11 protein-coding genes are annotated in these 18830 nt (G+C 46.0%); 2 read left to right on the plus strand and 9 right to left on the minus strand.

The genetic code is table 11. The features are described from left to right. The coding region (locus LI114_RS10745; protein WP_227220647.1) for a recombinase family protein at window positions 1-545 on the plus strand (545 nt) is incomplete at its 5' end. A gap of 228 nt (window positions 546-773) precedes the next feature. Here the strand turns inward: LI114_RS10745 and LI114_RS10750 are convergent. The 3 genes from LI114_RS10750 to LI114_RS10760 all read right to left on the minus strand — a co-directional run bounded on the left by LI114_RS10750 (window position 774) and on the right by LI114_RS10760 (window position 7212). After that, a complete protein-coding gene (locus tag LI114_RS10750) occupies window positions 774-1934 on the minus strand; it encodes a protein kinase domain-containing protein (protein ID WP_227220648.1) in 1161 nt (386 codons plus the stop codon). A 54-nt stretch (window positions 1935-1988) separates the two neighbouring features. Beyond that, a complete protein-coding gene (locus LI114_RS10755; protein WP_227220649.1) occupies window positions 1989-6824 on the minus strand; it encodes a DEAD/DEAH box helicase in 4836 nt (1611 codons plus the stop codon). Between the two features lie 157 nt (window positions 6825-6981). Continuing rightward, on the minus strand, window positions 6982-7212 hold the full coding sequence (locus tag LI114_RS10760; RefSeq protein ID WP_227220650.1) for a DUF6809 family protein: 231 nt from the start codon (window positions 7210-7212) through the stop codon (window positions 6982-6984). Between the two features lie 161 nt (window positions 7213-7373). On the opposite strand from LI114_RS10760, the gene LI114_RS10765 reads away from it, so the two are divergent. Next, a complete protein-coding gene (locus tag LI114_RS10765; protein WP_227220651.1) occupies window positions 7374-9089 on the plus strand; it encodes a helicase C-terminal domain-containing protein in 1716 nt (571 codons plus the stop codon). Between the two features lie 71 nt (window positions 9090-9160). On the opposite strand, the gene LI114_RS10770 is transcribed toward LI114_RS10765, so the two are convergent. The 6 genes from LI114_RS10770 to LI114_RS10795 all read right to left on the minus strand — a co-directional run bounded on the left by LI114_RS10770 (window position 9161) and on the right by LI114_RS10795 (window position 18791). After that, window positions 9161-10864, minus strand: a complete 1704-nt coding sequence (locus LI114_RS10770) for an ABC transporter ATP-binding protein (RefSeq protein ID WP_227220652.1) — start codon at window positions 10862-10864, stop codon at window positions 9161-9163. Further along, window positions 10861-11292 carry a S24/S26 family peptidase gene (locus LI114_RS10775; RefSeq protein ID WP_227220653.1) on the minus strand — a complete coding sequence of 144 codons (432 nt, stop codon included), beginning with the start codon at window positions 11290-11292 and terminating at the stop codon, window positions 10861-10863. The genes LI114_RS10770 and LI114_RS10775 overlap by 4 nt, the downstream gene beginning before the upstream one ends. Next, window positions 11271-12017: a hypothetical protein gene (locus LI114_RS10780; protein ID WP_227220654.1), complete on the minus strand. Its 747-nt coding sequence runs from the start codon at window positions 12015-12017 to the stop codon at window positions 11271-11273. The genes LI114_RS10775 and LI114_RS10780 overlap by 22 nt, the downstream gene beginning before the upstream one ends. Continuing rightward, complete coding sequence (locus tag LI114_RS10785) at window positions 12007-13104, minus strand: nucleotidyltransferase family protein (RefSeq protein WP_227220655.1); 1098 nt, start codon at window positions 13102-13104, stop codon at window positions 12007-12009. Before LI114_RS10785 ends, LI114_RS10780 begins: the two co-directional genes overlap by 11 nt. Continuing rightward, on the minus strand, window positions 13101-13364 hold the full coding sequence (locus LI114_RS10790; RefSeq protein ID WP_227220656.1) for a PqqD family protein: 264 nt from the start codon (window positions 13362-13364) through the stop codon (window positions 13101-13103). The genes LI114_RS10785 and LI114_RS10790 overlap by 4 nt, the downstream gene beginning before the upstream one ends. Before the next feature lie 204 nt (window positions 13365-13568). After that, complete coding sequence (locus LI114_RS10795; protein ID WP_227220657.1) at window positions 13569-18791, minus strand: InlB B-repeat-containing protein; 5223 nt, start codon at window positions 18789-18791, stop codon at window positions 13569-13571. Between the last annotated feature and the right edge of the window lie 39 nt (window positions 18792-18830).

Raw genomic sequence — 18830 nt, forward strand, 5'->3', positions numbered from 1 at the left:
CGAGACAGCAGGAGATCATGTGCGGTTATCAGGTTGACCGCATCTTCTCTGAGAAGCTGTCAGGAGCAAACGCAGACCGCCCTCAGCTTAAAGCTATGCTGGACTATGTGCGTGAGGGCGATACACTCTATGTGGAGAGCATCAGCCGTCTGGGGCGCTCCACAAAGGACTTGCTGAACATCATCGACACCCTCACCGAAAAAGGTGTTACTCTCATCAGCCACAAGGAGAATATCGACACCGACACGCCTACGGGCAAATTTATGCTTACCGTGTTCGCAGCGCTCTCACAGTTGGAGCGTGAGCAGCTCAAACAGCGACAGCGTGAGGGCATCGAGATTGCTAAGGCACAGGGCAAGTATACAGGCAGAAAGCCTATCCCCACCGACTGGACGAGGTTCGGGCAGCTCTATGGGGAATGGAGAGCGAAGAACATCACGGGGCGTGATTTTATGCGGAGAATGGATATGTCGGCAAATACTTTCTACCGCCGTGTGCGTGAGTATGAACTCCGTCACGGCATCACCGAGCCGACCTCTGCTTGACCGTCTGGCGAACGGAAAAGCCCCACAGCACCGTCTGAGCCTGCGGAGCGGAAAACTAACCGCTGAAAAGAAAAAGCCCTCAGAAACGCTTACAGAGCGTTTCCGAGAGCCTGCGGTTAGTGTATAGTCTATTGGCACATTATATTTCTGTACCTTATAACTTCAAATCATTGTTTTGGTGCGCTCCATAACAAACGCATACTCTAATGGAACACATGAACAGGAGTGCTATATAGTTCTAAATGATGTTTCCATTTCAGCTACCGACTTAAAACGCTTTTCCTTGTCCGATGATAAACCTTTTTCTACGAAAGCCTTTAATTTGGCATCTGTAATACGGTCAGCGGTTGCCTTACCTGTCAATATAAAAGCAACAAGTCTTGTGAGTGCATACGTTTCGTGTAGGATACTATAATTTTTGAAGCCCTCTGTTATGAGGGCAGGATCATTATAGCAACCTTTAAGTATTGTATCGACCGAAGTTAAATCACTATCAGGTAGCTTTACCAAGCCAAAATCACAAATCTTGACTACATTTACATCATCATAGACTTTTATCATAACATTTGCAGGGCTAATATCTCGATGAAGTACATTTTTGGAATGTATGAATTTGAAAGCACGGAAGATTTGGTAAATAATGTTCTTTCTCTCCTCTATTGCAGGCTTCTGTTTCTCAATATACTCCTTTAGTGTGAAATCCATATATTCCATTATGTACTCATTCTTTTCCCCATCGTAACGATATACTTCCACGATATATGGAGAAGAAAGCCTTGTCATTTGCTCATATTCCTGTTTGAATCGTTCGATTTCTTTTGAAGATAAGTCGGAATTGGCTCTTTTCAGGACAAAAGTTCGGTTATAGAATTTATCAAAGAAAGAGTACACTGTTGCATAAGAACCAAAGCCAATTTGTTTCAAGTCGGCATACTGCTGTTCGGCAGAGGTAGAATTTATTTTTACAGAGTCCTTCTTTCTGAAAATAGGATCTGTATAGTAAATGACAACCTTCTCCATGTGCGGAGGTATGGGACTTCCACCACTTTTCACCAAGAACTCCATAGATTTCGTAATAACCTGTTCGTAATATGGATCAACGGAAAAGGCATAGTTTGTTGTTTTTAGAACTCTTTCAAGACCCCTGAGAACCTCAATAGCTAATATCAGCTCTCTGCTATTTTCAGCCCAGTAGTGATTACCATAATCTCCAGTGGGAAGTCTTTCGTTCATTGCAGAATAATTATCGACAAACAAGTGGTGTATAGTCGAAAATATCTCCTGTATTTTTCTATTGTGAAACGATTCATATAAATCTAAGTATTCGATATTTATTCGGTCACCAAGCAGTCTGTATTGTGACTCAATATAATTATCGACTGTTGCCATACACATCACTCCTTATATGGATATAGGGCGATTTGTTCAACCGCCATATAAGTGTTATATTTCCTTATACTCCGGCATCGACTCAATCAGGTCAAGCGTTTTCAGGCTCACGCTGATGACCGAGATCAGCAGATTGAAGATATACTTCTCATCGCCGTATGTATTCGGATCGTCGGTGATATCGCTGTCCTTGTCAGTCTTAATGCGATAACTCTCCATGATCCACTCAATAGCCGATCTGCCGTTGACTACATACTCATACGCCCTTTCGGGAATATTGCTGATCGTGATATAGTCATTGAAGATGATCGTACCCTTGTCGTTGTCCTTGCCGACCTTCTTGAAACGCATTTTGCTAACGGTGTAGTCCTCTTTGGTGATAGCAATATCCAGCCCAAGTGCAGCGGCATCGGCAGGAGCTTCATAGTGCAGGTGCAGCTCAGCGAGCTGTCTACCGATCTCCACATATTTCGGGAACTTTTCAAGTGTCGGGATACGCACCATTTCTTTTGCGAGGTTATCCGCATAGGCTTCAATGTAGTCCTTGCTGTGCAGGACGGCGTACAGATAGTAGAAAATGTCCTCTTTGGTAACTCTGTCACCGTAGATACCTTTGAATTTAGTGAGTGCTGCGTCTGAAATAGCAAAGCGTTTCTTGTATGTTACGGTATCTTCTTCTGCCATTTCACCGAACAGTGTCATTTGAGCGTTTCCGTGCTTTTCTACCTTATCGTACATATAGAGAGGATAGCACTGGCAGTTAAACAGAAGCTGAACATCTTGAATACAGTTGGTAATTATAGCAGAAAAGCCTTTGTTTCCTCCAATTCCAGATGTGCATATAGCTAAGTTTTCTGTGATACTCTCAGGATAAACTGAGAGCCACTTTGATAATCTTTCAATTACATCTGTATGGAATGAAACATATTTTTTACAGAAAGGACGATACATTACAATCCGTGTTTCTGTGTTATGTTTCAACTCAACATTGTTAAGCCATAGCCTATCAAGTCCTGCCGACCAACTAATTTTTGTCTTATCAATGTTCTTAATGTTCAAAAGGAAATTATCAGATGCCACCTTGCTATCATAGAAAACTCCATTTCCCTTCTGCTTTTCTAATTCTTCTTGACATCTTGTGCGTTCAGCATTGTAAAAATCTATCATATAATTCACATTGCTAATAACTTCCGAATGTGAAAAAGAATATAGCCAAGCATCACGATTGGTTTTCAATCCCGTTGAATAATTGTCGGAAAAAACAGCTACATCTTCGACCTTCTTTTTATCGCCAAGAGCGACAAAGTTGATATAGGATTGATTTCGCTGATTTATCCAATCGTTATTCTCATTTGGTGTAATGAAGCTCCATTTGATAGCACTAATATCGCCAAATTCCGAGATGATAGCAAGTTTCTGTTCTCTGGAAAGGTAATCACCAATATCATGATAGCGCACATAGCCGTCTTTTTTAACACCTTTACGCTTTACAAGGATTGTGATAGCAACAGGTGTGCGTGAGCCAGAGCCGAATATTTTACCACCCTCTTTGCGAGAAAGCTCACCCGATGTACGCTGATTACCTCTGAGGTTGAACACATAGATATGATTAAATTCCTCAATTAAACATTCCCTAAATCCATCTAAGGCTACGCCGTCAAGCCAAGCTCCATTTGACACAAATCCAATTACTCCATTGTCACCTAATCTATCAGTTGCCCAACGGAAAGCCTTAATATAGGTATCATATACGCTTGCTGAAAGTGCAGCATTAGACCTATAAACATAGGTTTTAGCGATAGCAGTATCTAAGAAAGGATATGAAGTGTTTTGGTTATTATCATTTGCTGAACGCTGTCCAACAGAATAAGGTGGATTACCAATAATGACAGTAATAGGTGACCTTAACTGCTTGTTGGCTCTTTCTGAATTTTCTGCAAACATTTCAATAAATTGTCCGTCGCCCTCTGTTTCCTTTATCTTCTGCTTTTCAGTCATCGCAAAGGTGTCAGTCAGAACGATACCCTCAAATTGCGTATATTCCTCAGCACCGATCAGATCGTGGAATGTTTCCTCAATGTTGATCGTGGCAATATAGTACGCCAACAGCACGATCTCATTAGCGTGTATTTCATTGGTATACTTGTAAAGCAGATTGTCAATGTCGATCAGACCGCTGCGGAGCAAACGCACGATGAATGTGCCTGTACCCGTAAACGGATCGAGAACGTGAACGCCCTTGTCATTGAGTGAACTGTTAAACTTATCCCTCAGAACATAGTCCACGCTCTTTATGATGAAGTCAACGACCTCAACAGGTGTATAGACGATACCGAGCTTTGCAACCTGTTTCGGTAGAGCGTTCTTGAAGAACTGCTCATACAGCTCAATGATGATTTTCTGCTTGCCCTCAGCGTTATCAATGCCCTTAGCACGTTCCTGAACACTCAGATAGAACTTGTCGAGTGTCTCCTGTTCCTTGTCGAGTGCCTTTTCGTCAAGGATAGCAAGCATATCCTGCATAATGCGAGATACGGGATTGCTCTTGACAAACTCATAGTCCTCAAAGAGAGCATCGAAAACAGGCTTTGTAATCATGTGCTGTGCAAGCATTTCGATAGCATCGGAGGTCTTGATAGAAGAATTGAGGTTTTGCTGTAATGCTTTCAGGAACTCCTTGAATTTCGGAGCAATCTCAGGCTTCTTTATCAGGAGCTTGATTTCCTCAATGTGCCTGTTAGCAATATCCGCTATATCCTTAGCCCATGTTTCCCAATAACGGCGAGAACCGCACTTCTTAACGATTTTCGCATAGACGCTGTTCTTCCACTTTTCAAGGTCATCGAAGTTCATTTGCAGTTGACGGTAGCTTTCGGAGTTGCCGCCGTCCTCACCGTCACCCGTGCCTGTTACGCCGATGATTTGAATATTATCGGGCTTTTTCCTGTTGAGGTCTATCTTATTGATAGTGTTGTTAAACCTATCATCGTGCGCTCTAAGCGCCTGCAATACGTCCCATACTATCTTGTATCTCTTATTATCGTTCAGGGCATCTTCCGGCTCCATACCCGCAGGAATGCCTATGGGGAGAATGATATAGCCGTACTGCTTGCCCTCAGCTCTACGCATAACTCTGCCGACAGACTGAATAATGTCAACGATAGAGTTACGAGGATTTAGGAACATAACAGCATCAAGTGCAGGAACATCTATACCCTCAGACAGACACCGAGCATTGGAAAGCACTCGGCAGCTATTGTCAGAGGTGTTCTCTTTGAGCCAATCTATGCGACTTTTACGCACAAGGGCATTATCTGTACCATCAACATGACCGAGCTGAACGGTAACTATGCTGTCATCGTGACCGTTGAGCATAAGTTCATTCTGAATCTCCTCAAACATTGCCACGAACTTCTTTGAAGCCTTGATACTGCTATTAAACGCAACAGCTCTCCGCATCGGTGTCGGATCGTTAGCGAAATAATTTTCCTCACTCTCAAACAGCGTTCTCTTAGAAAGACCGTTCAGACAGCCGAGTATCTTAACGCTATCGTCAAGTGTCAGCTCACTGCTCTTGTCGGTCAGGAGATTTTGAAGTCGCTTGCTTACATAGCTTTCATCGACAGCAAGCACGATAACCTTGTAATCGGCAAGCAGACCGAGAGAGACAGCCTTTGAGAAGCCCAAGCAATAGAACTCCTTACCGTAAATACTCTCATCGTCCATAGAGCAAAGCAGAGCACTGCCCTCACTTGCTTTTTTCTTGCTTTCATCACCGTAGATACGAGGTGTAGCGGTCATATACAGGCGCTTGTCGGCTTTGATAAAATCGTTGGAGTGTACCTTGACGAAGTTGCTCTCGTCCTCACCAGCAAGCGTTACGCCCGTTGTGCGGTGTGCTTCATCGCAGATGATGATATTGAAGTTGATACCACTTTTCTTCTGAAATGCAGATACGACCTCAATGGATTGATAGGTAGAAAAGAAGAAATTGAGCGTATTATCGGAATCCTCACCGACATACCGAGCGATCAGCTTGTTTACATCTGTTGTCGCAGGAATAACCAAGTCTGTAATGCTGTCGATATTATCAGAGGTCTTGCTTGCCTTCGGATCAGAGCAGATAGCATACACTCTGTATTTATACTTTGATTGTGCTGTCCACTCCACTAAGGTCTGATTAAGCAGGGAGATAGACGGTACTAAAAACAGCACATTTCCTGTTCCATTGGTGATAGCTTCGGCTATTTTCAGGGCAGTAAAGGTCTTGCCGGTACCGCAAGCCATTATCAGCTTACCACGCTCACTATCCTTGAAACCGTTGATTACAGCATCGATTGCTTCAACCTGGTGTGGCCGCTCCTTTTTCTTTGAGCAAACTTTCATTTCCTCTATCTTATCGAGGGTGAAGCTGTCCCAATCTATGCCGGAGTCTTTCAGGTCTTGCAGTCTGATACGATTTACAGGCGGTAACTGTCCATTGATCGTTTCTTCTGCATTAGATGACCACTTATCCGTAGTAGATACGATGATACGACCTGAATATCTATGCTCCACACCGTCAATATAGAACGCCTTACCCGAAGCAGAGATGAACGTATCTACATCGTCTTTGGAGACAGAATTATTCACATCATAGAATTTGCACTGAATAGCGTAAAATTCGTCCTTGTCACGAACCTTTGCAACAAGGTCAATGCCTATATCGTGAGTATTGGCATACGGAAATTCGCTCCACAGCCATACTTCTTCAAATATCTCTGAATAGAGAGGACTTGTGAGAAAATATTTCTTCATAAGTCGCTCAAACTTTGAGCCTTGATCGCTTTTGCTTTGGGAAACGCTCCTCAGATCGAGCATAAGCTGTTCAAAGCTATCATTTATCTGCATTTATAACACCCCTTGCTATAACGTAGTAGCCAAAATGAAATATACATAGATAATTATACCATACATAGCCTTGAAAGTCAATCAGCAGAAAAGAAAAAGATATGCCCCCCGTCACCACGGAGAACATACCTTTTTCCTGTTTTATCTTTTGTTATGATTAGTTCTGAATTTCTTTCATCAAAGCCACGCCGTCCTTGAAGCCGACCTTGTATGCAGCTCTCATTTCAGCAGCGGCGGTTTCGCTCACGCAGTCCAGTATCTGGTGGAATATATCGACTTGCTCCTCACTCAGCGAATCTTCAAAGGGGATACAGAGCTTGTTGAACTCGTCAGAGAACTCAGCGGAGTGGATTTCACTCTGGCGGTAGTTGTAAAGTGCATCAATCATAATGGTACGTCCTTTCTGTCCCTCCGTTACACGGAGAGTAGCCATATAACTGTTATTCATCGTATTATCGGTGTAGGTCACTTTGAGCGTGTCCATAAATAACAGGTATAGGCTTCAAGGAGCGCACCCGTATCGCTAACTATACAGGTCTGCCCGAATTGATGAGTATGTTCAAGCAGGTGGCTGACATTAGGACGGCGGATACGCTGAAACTCGATGTTCCCGACTGTGATTATCAGGTAGTTCAGGTCGAAGCTACTCCTTTTCAGCAGGAACTTGTTCAGGAACTTGCCGACAGAGCTGATGCTATCAATGCAGGAAACGTTGATCCTACGATCGACAATATGCTCAAGATTACGTCGGACGGAAGAAAGCTCGGTCTTGATCCGAGACTGATTGATCCGTCCTTTGAGGACAACCCCGATACAAAGCTGAACAGGTGCGTTGAGAACGTTGCCCGTATTCACGCTGAAACGGCTGAGGACAGGCTCACACAGATAATCTTCTGTGATTTGGGCGTTCCGCACAAGGCCGCAGAAGCAGCGGTCGAAGGCGAAGATGCAGACGATGCGAAGGATAAGAAGTCTATCGCTGAGGTCGAGTCTCTTGAAGAAGAATGCGATTTTTGCGTGTATGACGATATTCGTGATAAGCTGATTGCAAGGGGTATCCCTGCGGAGGAGATCGCATATATCCACGATGCGAAAACCGAACAGCAGAAAGCTGACCTCTTTGATAAAGTCCGCAGCGGAGAAATCCGTGTCTTGCTCGGTTCAACCGCCAAAATGGGTACGGGTACAAATGTACAGAAGAAGCTGATCGCAGTCCATGACCTCGATATTCCGTGGCGACCTGCTGATCTGGAACAGCGCGCCGGAAGAATTATCCGTCAAGGCAATGAAAACAAGCAGGTGCAGATCTTCCGTTATGTCACCAAAGGCACATTCGACGCTTATTCCTATCAGACTTTGGAGAACAAGCAGAAATTTATCTCTCAGATCATGACAAGTAAGACTCCTGCGAGAAAATGCGAAGATGTGGACCAGCAGGCACTCACTTATTCCGAGATCAAGGCTCTCTGCACAGGCGATGAGCGTATCAAGGAAAAGCTCATGCTTGAAAATGAAGTGAAGGAACTGAGGGTACTCGCTGCGGAACACCGCAACACGGTATTTGAAATGGAGGACAAGATCGCTCGTTTCCCTGAACAGGAACAGAAACTTACTGCGATTCTTGCTGACCTCCATACAGACCGTGAAGCACTCCGCAAGCTCCCGATCGATCCTGAGCGAAAACTGCCTGTATTCAAAATCACTATCGGTGATGTTGAGTACACCGACAGAAAAGAAGCAGCTAAGGCTTTGGAAGATGCGGTGCTGGCTATCAAGTATGCGGATACTCCCGTTAAAGTCGGCTCGTTCCAGGGCTTTGAGCTGAGTGTGACGGTAAACAGCAACATGATGGGCGGCGGTTTGTCCGCTTGTCTGCAAGGTGCCGCTTCACATACCACGAAGCTGATCGAGAGTTTTGCCCATAACCTGAACCGTCTTGAAGCTGCCCTCTACAACATTGACGGCAGAATCGAGAGAACGCAGGATAACCTTGCAAAACTCCGGCTTGACCACGCAGAAGCTCAGAAGATCGTTGCAGAGCCGTTTCCTCAGCAAGAGGAGCTTGATACTAAGGAGCAAAGGCTGAAAGTCGTAACTGATGAGCTGAATCAGGCGGCTATTGAAGCTAAGAAGAACGCTCCGAAGCGTGAAAAGACTTGCTACTTTGAGAGGGCTAAAATGAAGCGTGATGCCGCAAGGCTCGCCAAGAAGCCGAGAACTCCAAAGGACAAGGCTAAGGGCAGGGGTAAGCAAGGAATTGAATAAATAACTTTGAACCCAGTGGGGCTTATGAATAAAGCGGAAGTTTCATAGTAAACTTCCGCTAAAACTCTGAGCTATTTTTCTGTATCCGTGAAGTCAATAACCCTGTCACATATCTCCAGTGCCGCAGGGCGATGTGTAACGATCACAACTGTCTTATCCGTCATATTCCTGAGATTTTGCAGGAGCATTTTCTCCGTATCAGCATCGAGTGCGGAAGTTGCTTCATCAAGGAGCAGTATCGGACTTTCGGAATAGATCGCCCTTGCAATAGCGATACGCTGCATCTGCCCCTCGGACAAACCTGTTCCACGCTCACCGAGCAAAGTATCAATTCCGCCGTCAAGCTCCGCTACAAAATCATCGGCACAGGCTATTCGTAATGCCTGATGAATACGCTCATCATTCTGCATATCTGCCTTATCTGCAAAGGCAACGATCTCACGAATCGTTCCTGACATAAGTTGATTGCCCTGCGGAACGTAAGCAAACAGTCTGTGCCATTCCGCAGACAATGCTTTTTCGCCATCCTTGTCAGTGATATAACGCTTACCGCTGTCAAGCTGATAAATGCTCATGAGCAGTTTCAGCACCGTCGATTTTCCGCAGCCGCTATGCCCCGTGAACGCAACGTACTCGCCCTTGCCGATCTCAATGCTGATGTTTTTCAAAACAACAGGCTGACTATCCTTTGATAAACCCTTGATACTATCCACAGCCGGATAGTATGTGAAGTTTGCGTTTTTTATCCCGAAAGATTTGAGTTTATCCGAATAATAAGCCTTGACCGTCTGAATATCGAGTGCAGACTTCTCGCTGTCATTGCTGAATTGCTCTATCTCCATAAGTCGTTCCGCACTTGCAACCATAGCATAGAAACGAGGAAGATAGCCTGTAATATTCGCAAAAGGCGCCTGTATCTGCGAGATAAGCTGCGTGATAGCGGTCAGTGTACCATAGCTGATCGTACCGAGCAAAATGCCGTAACCGCAGTAGCACACCCCAAAGAGATACATTCCGTTCATCGCAAGCCCGAAGCCGATATTGCAGAAATTGGAGAAATGATTTTTACGCATTCTTGCGGTTTTATGCTGTAACATCTTGTCGCTTGCTTCATCTTCCGTCTGTTGTTCTGTTGCGAAAGAGCGTATCATCATCATACTGCCGATATGCTCTTGCAGGAAGATACGGAGCTTGCCGTCACGCTCCTGCACCTGCTTATGAAGCTTTTTCAGCACTTTTCGGAAAGCATAAGTGAATATAATCAGCAATATTCCGCAGGGCAGTAGAACACAGGCAAACCGCCAGTCAAGTACGATCATCATAATGACCGCACTAATGAGCTTGACCACCATTCCCACCAGTCCGGGGAGTATTTCCACATAGCTGTCAGCGACAACCACCGTGTCATTGGTGAGCCTGTTGAGCCATTCGCCCGAATGGACGGCATTCACATTTGCAAAGTCTTTTCGCAGGATATTGTGCATCAGCCGAGCCTTAAAAATGTTTTCAAAAGTCGCTCTGGACAATTCGTTCAGCCAGCGAATGACCGCCCGCATAACGATCTGAGCCAGTACAAGCAGAACGGTCAGAACCACAAAATGCCAAAATCCTGCCTTATCGTGTGCCGTGGCGTTGTCCACGATATTCCGCAGGAGCAGAGCATACAGCACACCGCTTGCGCCGTGGAGCGCCTGCACCAGCATCAGAGCGAGGATATACAGTTTTTTCTTTTTGGGGACGGCATAGAGCCATTTTATCGCATTATTTTTCATCATTTCAGTTTTCTTTTCAGCCATTTCGGGAAGTGCGTTGCTTTGAGGATAAATGCTCGTATCGGGAATAAATCGCACCACAGGTGAACATACAGCCGATACCACCAATCGTTTATGGGGATTTCCTTGCCATCACGGACAACCGCAGTCAGCACACCGATAATATGACGGTCGGTAATGCCATATTCCTTGTTGTAGCGGTTATCTCCGCATATCACATAATCGTCGGGGCGGACTTTCAGTACCCTATGAAGCACATATTGTCCGCTGTCACGCTTATACAGCGGAACATCGTATTTTTTCAGCCTGCCGTGGGGCTTTTCGATGATAAGAATATCCCTGTCCTGCCGTATAAGAGGGCGCATACTGTCACCGACATTCGTGTAGACGAGCCTGCCGTCACGCTCTATCACATCTTCAAATCTCGCCATTTCATACCCTCATAAGCGATTTTTGCTGCCGAAATATCCATATTACAGCCGAGGCGATAGAGCTTTACGCTGTCTGCAAGCCTGTCCACCAAAGCAAGCGTTTTCGCCATTTTCAGCATATCCGCTGGGCGGTAGACCTGTTGCAGAAGCATTGTATACGCCTGTTCTCTGGTGATCGGCTCGATATGATTTTCGGCAGACCGTGTGAGAATACATATCGCTTTCAGCGGAACAGAAGTGTTTGTGCCGAGCCTGTGCTTGCCATTGTAGGGCGTACCGTAGGCAACAACTCCGCTGTCAGCGATATGCAAAAGCGGTTTATCATCATTCACCATGACTGCACGTTCTCCGAAATACTCCCTCCAAAGCCTTGTATGTGTGGACTTGCCTGTGCCGGATTTTGCCGTGAACAGATAACCCACACCGTCCACAGCCACAACAGAGCCGTGAAACAGAACTGTGTCAAAGTCAAGCATTTTCTCCGCTATCTTGCGGTAAACTGCCAATTCTTCAAGGTAGCTGTCCGAGAAGTGGCGGACAGGAATACCCTCGACCTCGTCCTCACGGGCAGACTTTTCTCTCTCGAAATCTATATCCGCCTGCGTGGTAGTTACCGAATAATCGACATTTTCATCGGTCTGATAGTCGGCGCAGTATTTGTGTACCTCAGCGTGAATTGACGTAACTTCGACCACCTTGTCTGCTATCTTATACCTATTTACCATACTTGTTCACAGCCTTTATTGTTTGTTTCAGTCTGTCACGCCGTTTTATCAGCACCCGACCGCACCGCCAAGCCACACCCACGGGGTACAGCAGAGGGCTTTTCGCCGTGAACGGCACAGATGCCGCCATTTGCTTACGGGGAATGAAGATGCTATGCACCCAAAACGACAGCTTACTCTGGTCTTTCAGCTTCTTTTTGATAGCATTATCGAACGTGCCGTATGTTCCTGCCGTGAGGTAGAAAATCAGCATTTCCTGTTCGCTTTCCGTCAGATCGGGAAGTGTGTCCGAGGAAAATATCTTGACCGCCAATGATCTGCGTTCTTTCTCAAAATCGGCTATTTCAAGCTGTCTGCATTGCTCTGTGATATATTTCCAATCAAGCGATTCGCCCTTGATTTTGCAGTACACATAGCAGTCAAGCAGAGAGCGTATACCCGTACCGCTGCCGTTGTAGTGTTTCCATTCATGGGCAGTCATGTAGACATAGAAATCCTCGTCGGAAAAATGATAGCCGTATTTGCTGCCCTCGTCTGGAATCATGAGCCGTTTCGGATTCTGATAATAAGCATAAAAATCACTTGCAGCCCCGAACAGAAGCGTATGCAGCTCAAAATTCAGCACAGGCGGCTTCATGTACACATCATGGTGTGTTTTGCCGACGCTCTCCGCAGAATAGCCCATTGAAAGCATGATTCTTTTGACCTCTGACTGCTTTGTACTGTCATAGAGCACATCGTTATCCGCCATTTCACGCATACCGTTTGCGGAATATAGTTCTTTCAGTACCGAGCCTTTCAGCGGCATATACCAGATGCCTTGCTTTTCAAAGTCGGAGAGAATAGCTGTGCGCTCCATATCGAGATAGATATTCTTGCGGACAGCCTTCTTGTATGCCTGGTCGAATTGCTTATCATGAACTCCTGCACGTTTCAGGGCAATGCAGACCGCAGCCCGAACCGTGTGAAGCTTCGCAAGCCGATAGAGCCGTTCCAAGTCCATAGCCTGCACCTTTGCTGTATCGGGCGTGATACCGTTCACGGCACAGGACAGCAGATAGATCAGGTCTTTGTAGAGCGTGTTCATTCCTCGATAGCCCCAATGGAACGGAGCTTGCCGATGATATTCGCCACATCACGCTCCACGGTCGGACGGTCTGCGCCTTTGTACTCAGTAAGGAGCTTGTCAACGATAGCTGATTCCGTGGTATCTGATTTCAGGCACTCCACGATAAATGCCGCTGTTTCATTGTTTTTCACGATGCCTTTGAATTTGGTGTCGCTTGTGGAGATCATATAATGCTCACCCTTTGTAACGTGGGTAAGGAATTTCGGGTTTGGTTTCATAGATATTTCCTTTCTTGCCGATAATGGGCAAAACGGCAGGACAGCGTGACCGCCGCCTGCCGTTGCAGTGATTTACCAATCGGGATCGTTGTTATCCTGCTTACCATCACCATTGGAAGTTGTGATAACATCCTCGGTATCGAAAACCGTGATCTCCATTTCAGGAGCAACATAGGGCTTTCTCTCGTCCATTTTTATACCTCCTTATTCGCTGAAGCTGTTGTAGCTGCCTTCCTGTACATCGGAATAGATCAGATAATTGTTTGTGCCGTCGGTCACGATGATGAAGCCTCTTGCATAGACCACACCGTCACGGCGGTCACCAATGTAGACCTCGATCCAGTCGGTGGTTTCGGTATCAGTGTTCTGTGCAGCAAACTCTCTTACCTTATCCATCAGAGCTGTTGCTTCTTCATCGGTAAAGCGGAGGTTTGCATCTGCCATGCCGTCGCTGAATGCGGCAATATTCATACCGTAGAGGATACCGTGCTGTACGACCGTGTAATTGGAATTATCCATATTCACAGCAAAGCGGAAGCCGACATAATCTCTGTCTGTACCGTTATATGTGTTGTCGGTCACAGCGTAGCCCTCGCTGAAAGTGATGAAGCCGCTTGCATCGAGCCACATTGCTGTGAGCGTAGTCTCCGCTGTTACGGGCGTTTCAAAATCGTAAGCATTCACGCCGTCAGCAGTCCAACCGAGGAAGATCGCACCGTTCTTTGTGGGAGCTTCGGGAGCAGTCAGCTTTGTGCCGTGTTCAACTGTTGCGCTATCGCCGTACTGCGCACCGTCCACCATGTAGGTGACAGCATAGGTGTTGATCGCAAATGTGCCTGTTATCTCGATATTGCTTGCAGGCATCGTTGTGTAGGAAGTCTGCCAGCCGCTGAACGTATATCCCTCACGGGTAGGAGCATCGATCAGAGCAATCGAATCGCCGTAACTTACGGTCTTTGTATCATATACCTCGCCGTCCACCTTGTAGGTGATTGTGTAGGTTTTTGCTGTGCTGTTGAACTGAGCTGTATAGGTCACATTGCCCGAAACAGTTGGCAGGGCATTGGCGGCGTAAGTATTCGTGCCGTCACTCCAACCGCTGAAAGTATAGGAATACTGTGCGGTTGCTACCTTTGTCGGTGTTGCACCGTCATAGGACGGAGCAATACCATAAGGTACATTTGTATCGGTTTCAAGTGTAGTATCACCGTTTTTCCATGTGACTGCGTACTTGTTGATAATGAACGAACCCGTGATAACAACATCTTCATCGGGCATTGTCGCAGGGATTTCGCTCCAACCGCTGAATGTGTAGCCTGTTTTCGTAGGTGCTTCACGGGCTGTCAGAGCCGTACCGTATGCAACGGTATCAACAGCACCGTAAACTTCGCCGTCCACCTTGTAGGTAACAGTGTGCTTGTTTGCTTCCCACTTCGCATACAGCGTGACCGTATCATTGTTTACGGCAGTCAGATTGCTGACCTCCGCACCGTCTGCATATTCCACCGCACCGTTTGCAGAAGTCGCCCAGCCTGCGAAATGATAGCCTGTCGGGGCTGTAAACCCGTTTGCTGTCAAATCCTGTGCCGTGCCACCGGTGAAACTCTGATTGTCCATTGAGCCTGTCGCATCATTGCTGTTCTTATTGAAAGCCACACTATATGTTATTGCTTCAAACTCTGCCGTTACTGTTACATTATCCGCAGGCATTGTGAACGAGTAAACGCCGTTGACAGGCTCGATTTCAGTATTGCCGACTTTTACGCTCTTTACAGTATATCCTGTATCGGGAATAACATCAAGCGTTACTGATTCTCCATAGTTTGCTGTTGTGACGATTGCATCGCCAACCTTTGCGGAAATCGTACCATGATCTGCGGTCTTGCTGATAGTATATCCTATTGCTTCAAACTCCGCTGTTACCGTAACATTGCTGTCGGGCATAGTGAACGAATAAACGCCATCGACAGGGGTGATCTCGTCACCATCGACCCAAACTCTCTTTACGGCATAGCCCGCATTGGGAGTTACGGTCAGCGTGACTGTATCATTTTCTTTGGCATAAAGCGGATCTGCTGTTACAATACCGCCGATTGCAGGACTTACATTAACGCTGTATGCTGAGTTGTCACGCACGAAATAACCTGATGTCGGGGCAACCGTTGTAGCACCTGTTACCTCACCCAGTTCACCGTCATCGTTAAGCACCATAATATTGAAATCAGCCGATGTGAACGATTTTGGCTCGTATGCTCCTGTTAATGTCCACAGACCATATTCATCAGTGACTGTTTTATTACCGCCGTCGTAGCCCTCGGTAAAGATATTGACACCTGAGCCGCCATTATCGATGTACCAATACTCCGGTTCATCGTCAGGTACGTAGATGTACGGCGTGTTGGCTTTCATTGTGGTCACTTCTTTGGTTAACTTTGGCTCCCATTTGCTTGTCTCCGTGCTCAGCTGGAGACCCTGGAACTCATAGAAATGACCTGTCAGACCGTCGCTGGAGCCACTCTTCTTGAAGGAGCTCTTCGTGAAGTTGAACGGCATCATCACCGTCACGGGCTTTCCATTGGTGAACGTGCGTTTGTAGCGCAGTAAGGGCACCCACAGTTCCGTCGTGATGTCGGGAATGCCGAGGGGCTTGTCGTCGTACACAATGTTGTAACTCTTCCCACCGCCATAGTCATACGTCTCCACCAGGTCGCCGTATGTCGGCGTGTAGTACTTGCCGTCGAAGACCATGGTGTGACCATACACCTTCAGGAAGCCGTAGGCGGTCGTCGGGTCGCCGAAGTGGGCGAAGTTGGTGGGGGCATCGGTCGATTCCACAGCGGGCGAACCTTGCTTAAGTCCGCGTGTGCCGACGTAGAAACAGTTAGTCAGTTTGCCCTGGCCTTGATTGTTGATGCGGTGGAAGAACGTGCTGTTCTTGTTATTGTCATGTCCCCACAGCAGTTCGTGCCTGCCGCCGTTGTTGTCGTACTGGCCTTCGATGAAGAGGCAGTCGGTGAGATCAACATACGCATACTCCGACAGGCAGCCAATGAAGCCGCCGCAGCCGTAGGTCGTGCCAGAATAGTTCGGGTTGTAGATGAGTCCGTCATAGACTGTGCCCGTAATGCGGCATTCTTGACCGTATGTCGTGTAGTGTATGTAGCCCACGATGCCGCCGATTCCGACATTCGCACTGAGAGTGTTGCTGTCAAAGGTTGTACTAATCTGGGTGCTCACGTGGCAGTTCTCAATGTTGAGATTACCCTCTGAACTACCAACCAAACCGCCTAAGTAGGAATTGACACCACCCTCAATCAGTCCCGTCACATGGAGGTTGCGGATGGTTGCACCATTTATGTTCTGGAATGGTGCCGTATACATTGCATCGGCAGTGCGGTTGAATGTCAACGTCTTACCCTTGCCGTCGAATGTTCCTTTGAAAGGATGTGTAGTACCTGCCATAGTCGATACGGTGATGTTATCGGCAAGCTCTACAGTCTTGCCGTTGAAGGCATCGAGTGACGCATCATACTGCATAATCTGACAGAAGTAATCCCAGCCATCGGCATTTTTGATTATGTAGGTGTTGCCGTCCTGCGTAAAGTTGGAATTCGCCGGGAAATTGAACGTAGCACCTATGGTGACGTTCTCATTGGGCATCGTAAATGTATAGGTATTGTCGCCGTTGTCGGTGATGCCGTTACCGAGGCTCAGACTCGTGTTGTCACCCGTTACAGTCAGCGCTTCTACGCTCTCGCCCATTTTGGGAGTAAAGGCTATGGTTATTGTATCCCCCTCAACTCCTCCTTTGGGGGTTAAGCTAAACTGCTGATAATCGTTGAAAACCATTTTCCCCTCTGCCACTTGGAAGTCCTTGCTCATGACATAGTCCGTTCCATTTATCTTAATAGTGGCAGTCACTGTATAATTTCCTACAGAACGTGGAGGCGAAGTATTATCTGCTCCGGTATCATTGTTGTGGTAGTTGAATGTGCAAGTAGCATTAAGTTGCGTGTCAGTATTGAAATCTGTCAATGAAGGTGTCAGCGTGGCGCTGAATGCAGTCGATGGGGAATAATAGCTAAATACACCATCTTCTGCATTGAGTGTCAGTGTGTATTTATGATTAGCTCCGCCATATAAAGCATTATGGTCTGCGTCGTCGCTATTGCAAGTGGCAGTAAGGACATTATCATTTACAGAAATATTGGAAGAATCAAAACTGTGTCCAGCATCTGGTTCTGCCGCTGGAACATAGGACAATGTGAGAATAGAATTCGTTCTACCATATGTTGGATGATAAGATCCAGAAAAACTAAAAACGGTATTTCCAATATCTTGATCGCCTTCAAACCAGATCGTCAGTGGATTATTTTCGTCCACGTCAATACCTACACTTGTAAAGTTTGCCGTAAATGGTACGCCATCCGACTTCGATTCAAGGTAGTCATTACCATTGATCTGCATCAGCGATGTATTGTTACCATTTTTTGTGCCAACATACATCTTAATTATTTCCGGAATCCCTGGATCATGTTGAAAAACCAAATTGGTCATTTTTAATCCGGTTACCTTCCCCTTGATGTTCGGAAAAGTAACTACACATCCACTGCTTAGAGGGTTGTTAAACGACGCATATCCGAATGAAGAATATCGCTCTGAAATAGAATTAGACCAAAACAACCCTGTTCCGCTATTCCAAGTATAACGCATCGTTTTAGTGTGAGAATCGGTCATCAGCTCGGCAGTATTGCCATTGATAACACAGTTCGTATTATTCGTTTCTGATAAGCCTTTAGCTTGCGACAATCCACCTTCCATCCTCCACGATACATCTATTTTCTCTGATACTTCCTTAAACTGCAATTCGCTAAGTAGAAAACCTGCGTTGCCTGGTGTTGCTTCAAAACGGAAATACCTATAGGCATTCATGTTATCTTCGATACTGTATTCCTTTGATCTAATATCGTTTGTAGGAAGCTGGTTAGAGCCGCTGTTGGTAGCTGTAGCAATCGTTGTCCATTCATCAGTCTTATTTAGTTTTGCTTTGATCGTCCACGAGGAGGGATTACGTCGATAATAACTATAATATGTATCATCGAGATTCCAGAGAACATACTTTTTCGGTACAAAAGCACGGGAGTAGTGGAACTCCACATAAGGGGTTCCCTCGGTAAGCTCATACAAAGTGTTAGTATTGCCGTCAACCAAGTTACCGTAGTCTTTGTTTCCTGACAAGTTCGTTGCCTGCCCTCCATCAACGATAGGAACTTCTCCAATCAAATCGTAAATCACTTGATCTTCAGCATTTGCAATGATTACAGAATCCTCAAATAAGCCATCGAAAACGCTACCTTGCGGCAGTCCGGTTCCAACCATCAACAGCGCTAACGTACTCGCTGTCAGCCGTTTCAGTTTGCTTTTCATATTCTTCCTCCTTTATAAATACAACAAAAGCGCACCCCA

It is taken from the genome of Ruminococcus sp. 210702-SL.1.03, from assembly GCF_020559915.1.
GTDB lineage: Bacteria > Bacillota > Clostridia > Oscillospirales > Ruminococcaceae > YE71.

Excerpts from the sequence above, each read along its gene's own strand:
- LI114_RS10750 (WP_227220648.1), bottom strand. The coding sequence starts at position 1,934 with ATGGCAACAGTCGATAATTATATTGAGTCACAATACAGACTGCTTGGT.
- LI114_RS10755 (WP_227220649.1), bottom strand. The coding sequence starts at position 6,824 with ATGCAGATAAATGATAGCTTTGAACAGCTTATGCTCGATCTGAGGAGC.
- LI114_RS10760 (WP_227220650.1), bottom strand. The coding sequence starts at position 7,212 with ATGATTGATGCACTTTACAACTACCGCCAGAGTGAAATCCACTCCGCT.
- LI114_RS10765 (WP_227220651.1), top strand. The coding sequence starts at position 7,374 with ATGAGTATGTTCAAGCAGGTGGCTGACATTAGGACGGCGGATACGCTG.
- LI114_RS10770 (WP_227220652.1), bottom strand. The coding sequence starts at position 10,864 with ATGATGAAAAATAATGCGATAAAATGGCTCTATGCCGTCCCCAAAAAG.
- LI114_RS10775 (WP_227220653.1), bottom strand. The coding sequence starts at position 11,292 with ATGGCGAGATTTGAAGATGTGATAGAGCGTGACGGCAGGCTCGTCTAC.
- LI114_RS10780 (WP_227220654.1), bottom strand. The coding sequence starts at position 12,017 with ATGGTAAATAGGTATAAGATAGCAGACAAGGTGGTCGAAGTTACGTCA.
- LI114_RS10785 (WP_227220655.1), bottom strand. The coding sequence starts at position 13,104 with ATGAACACGCTCTACAAAGACCTGATCTATCTGCTGTCCTGTGCCGTG.
- LI114_RS10790 (WP_227220656.1), bottom strand. The coding sequence starts at position 13,364 with ATGAAACCAAACCCGAAATTCCTTACCCACGTTACAAAGGGTGAGCAT.
- LI114_RS10795 (WP_227220657.1), bottom strand. The coding sequence starts at position 18,791 with ATGAAAAGCAAACTGAAACGGCTGACAGCGAGTACGTTAGCGCTGTTG.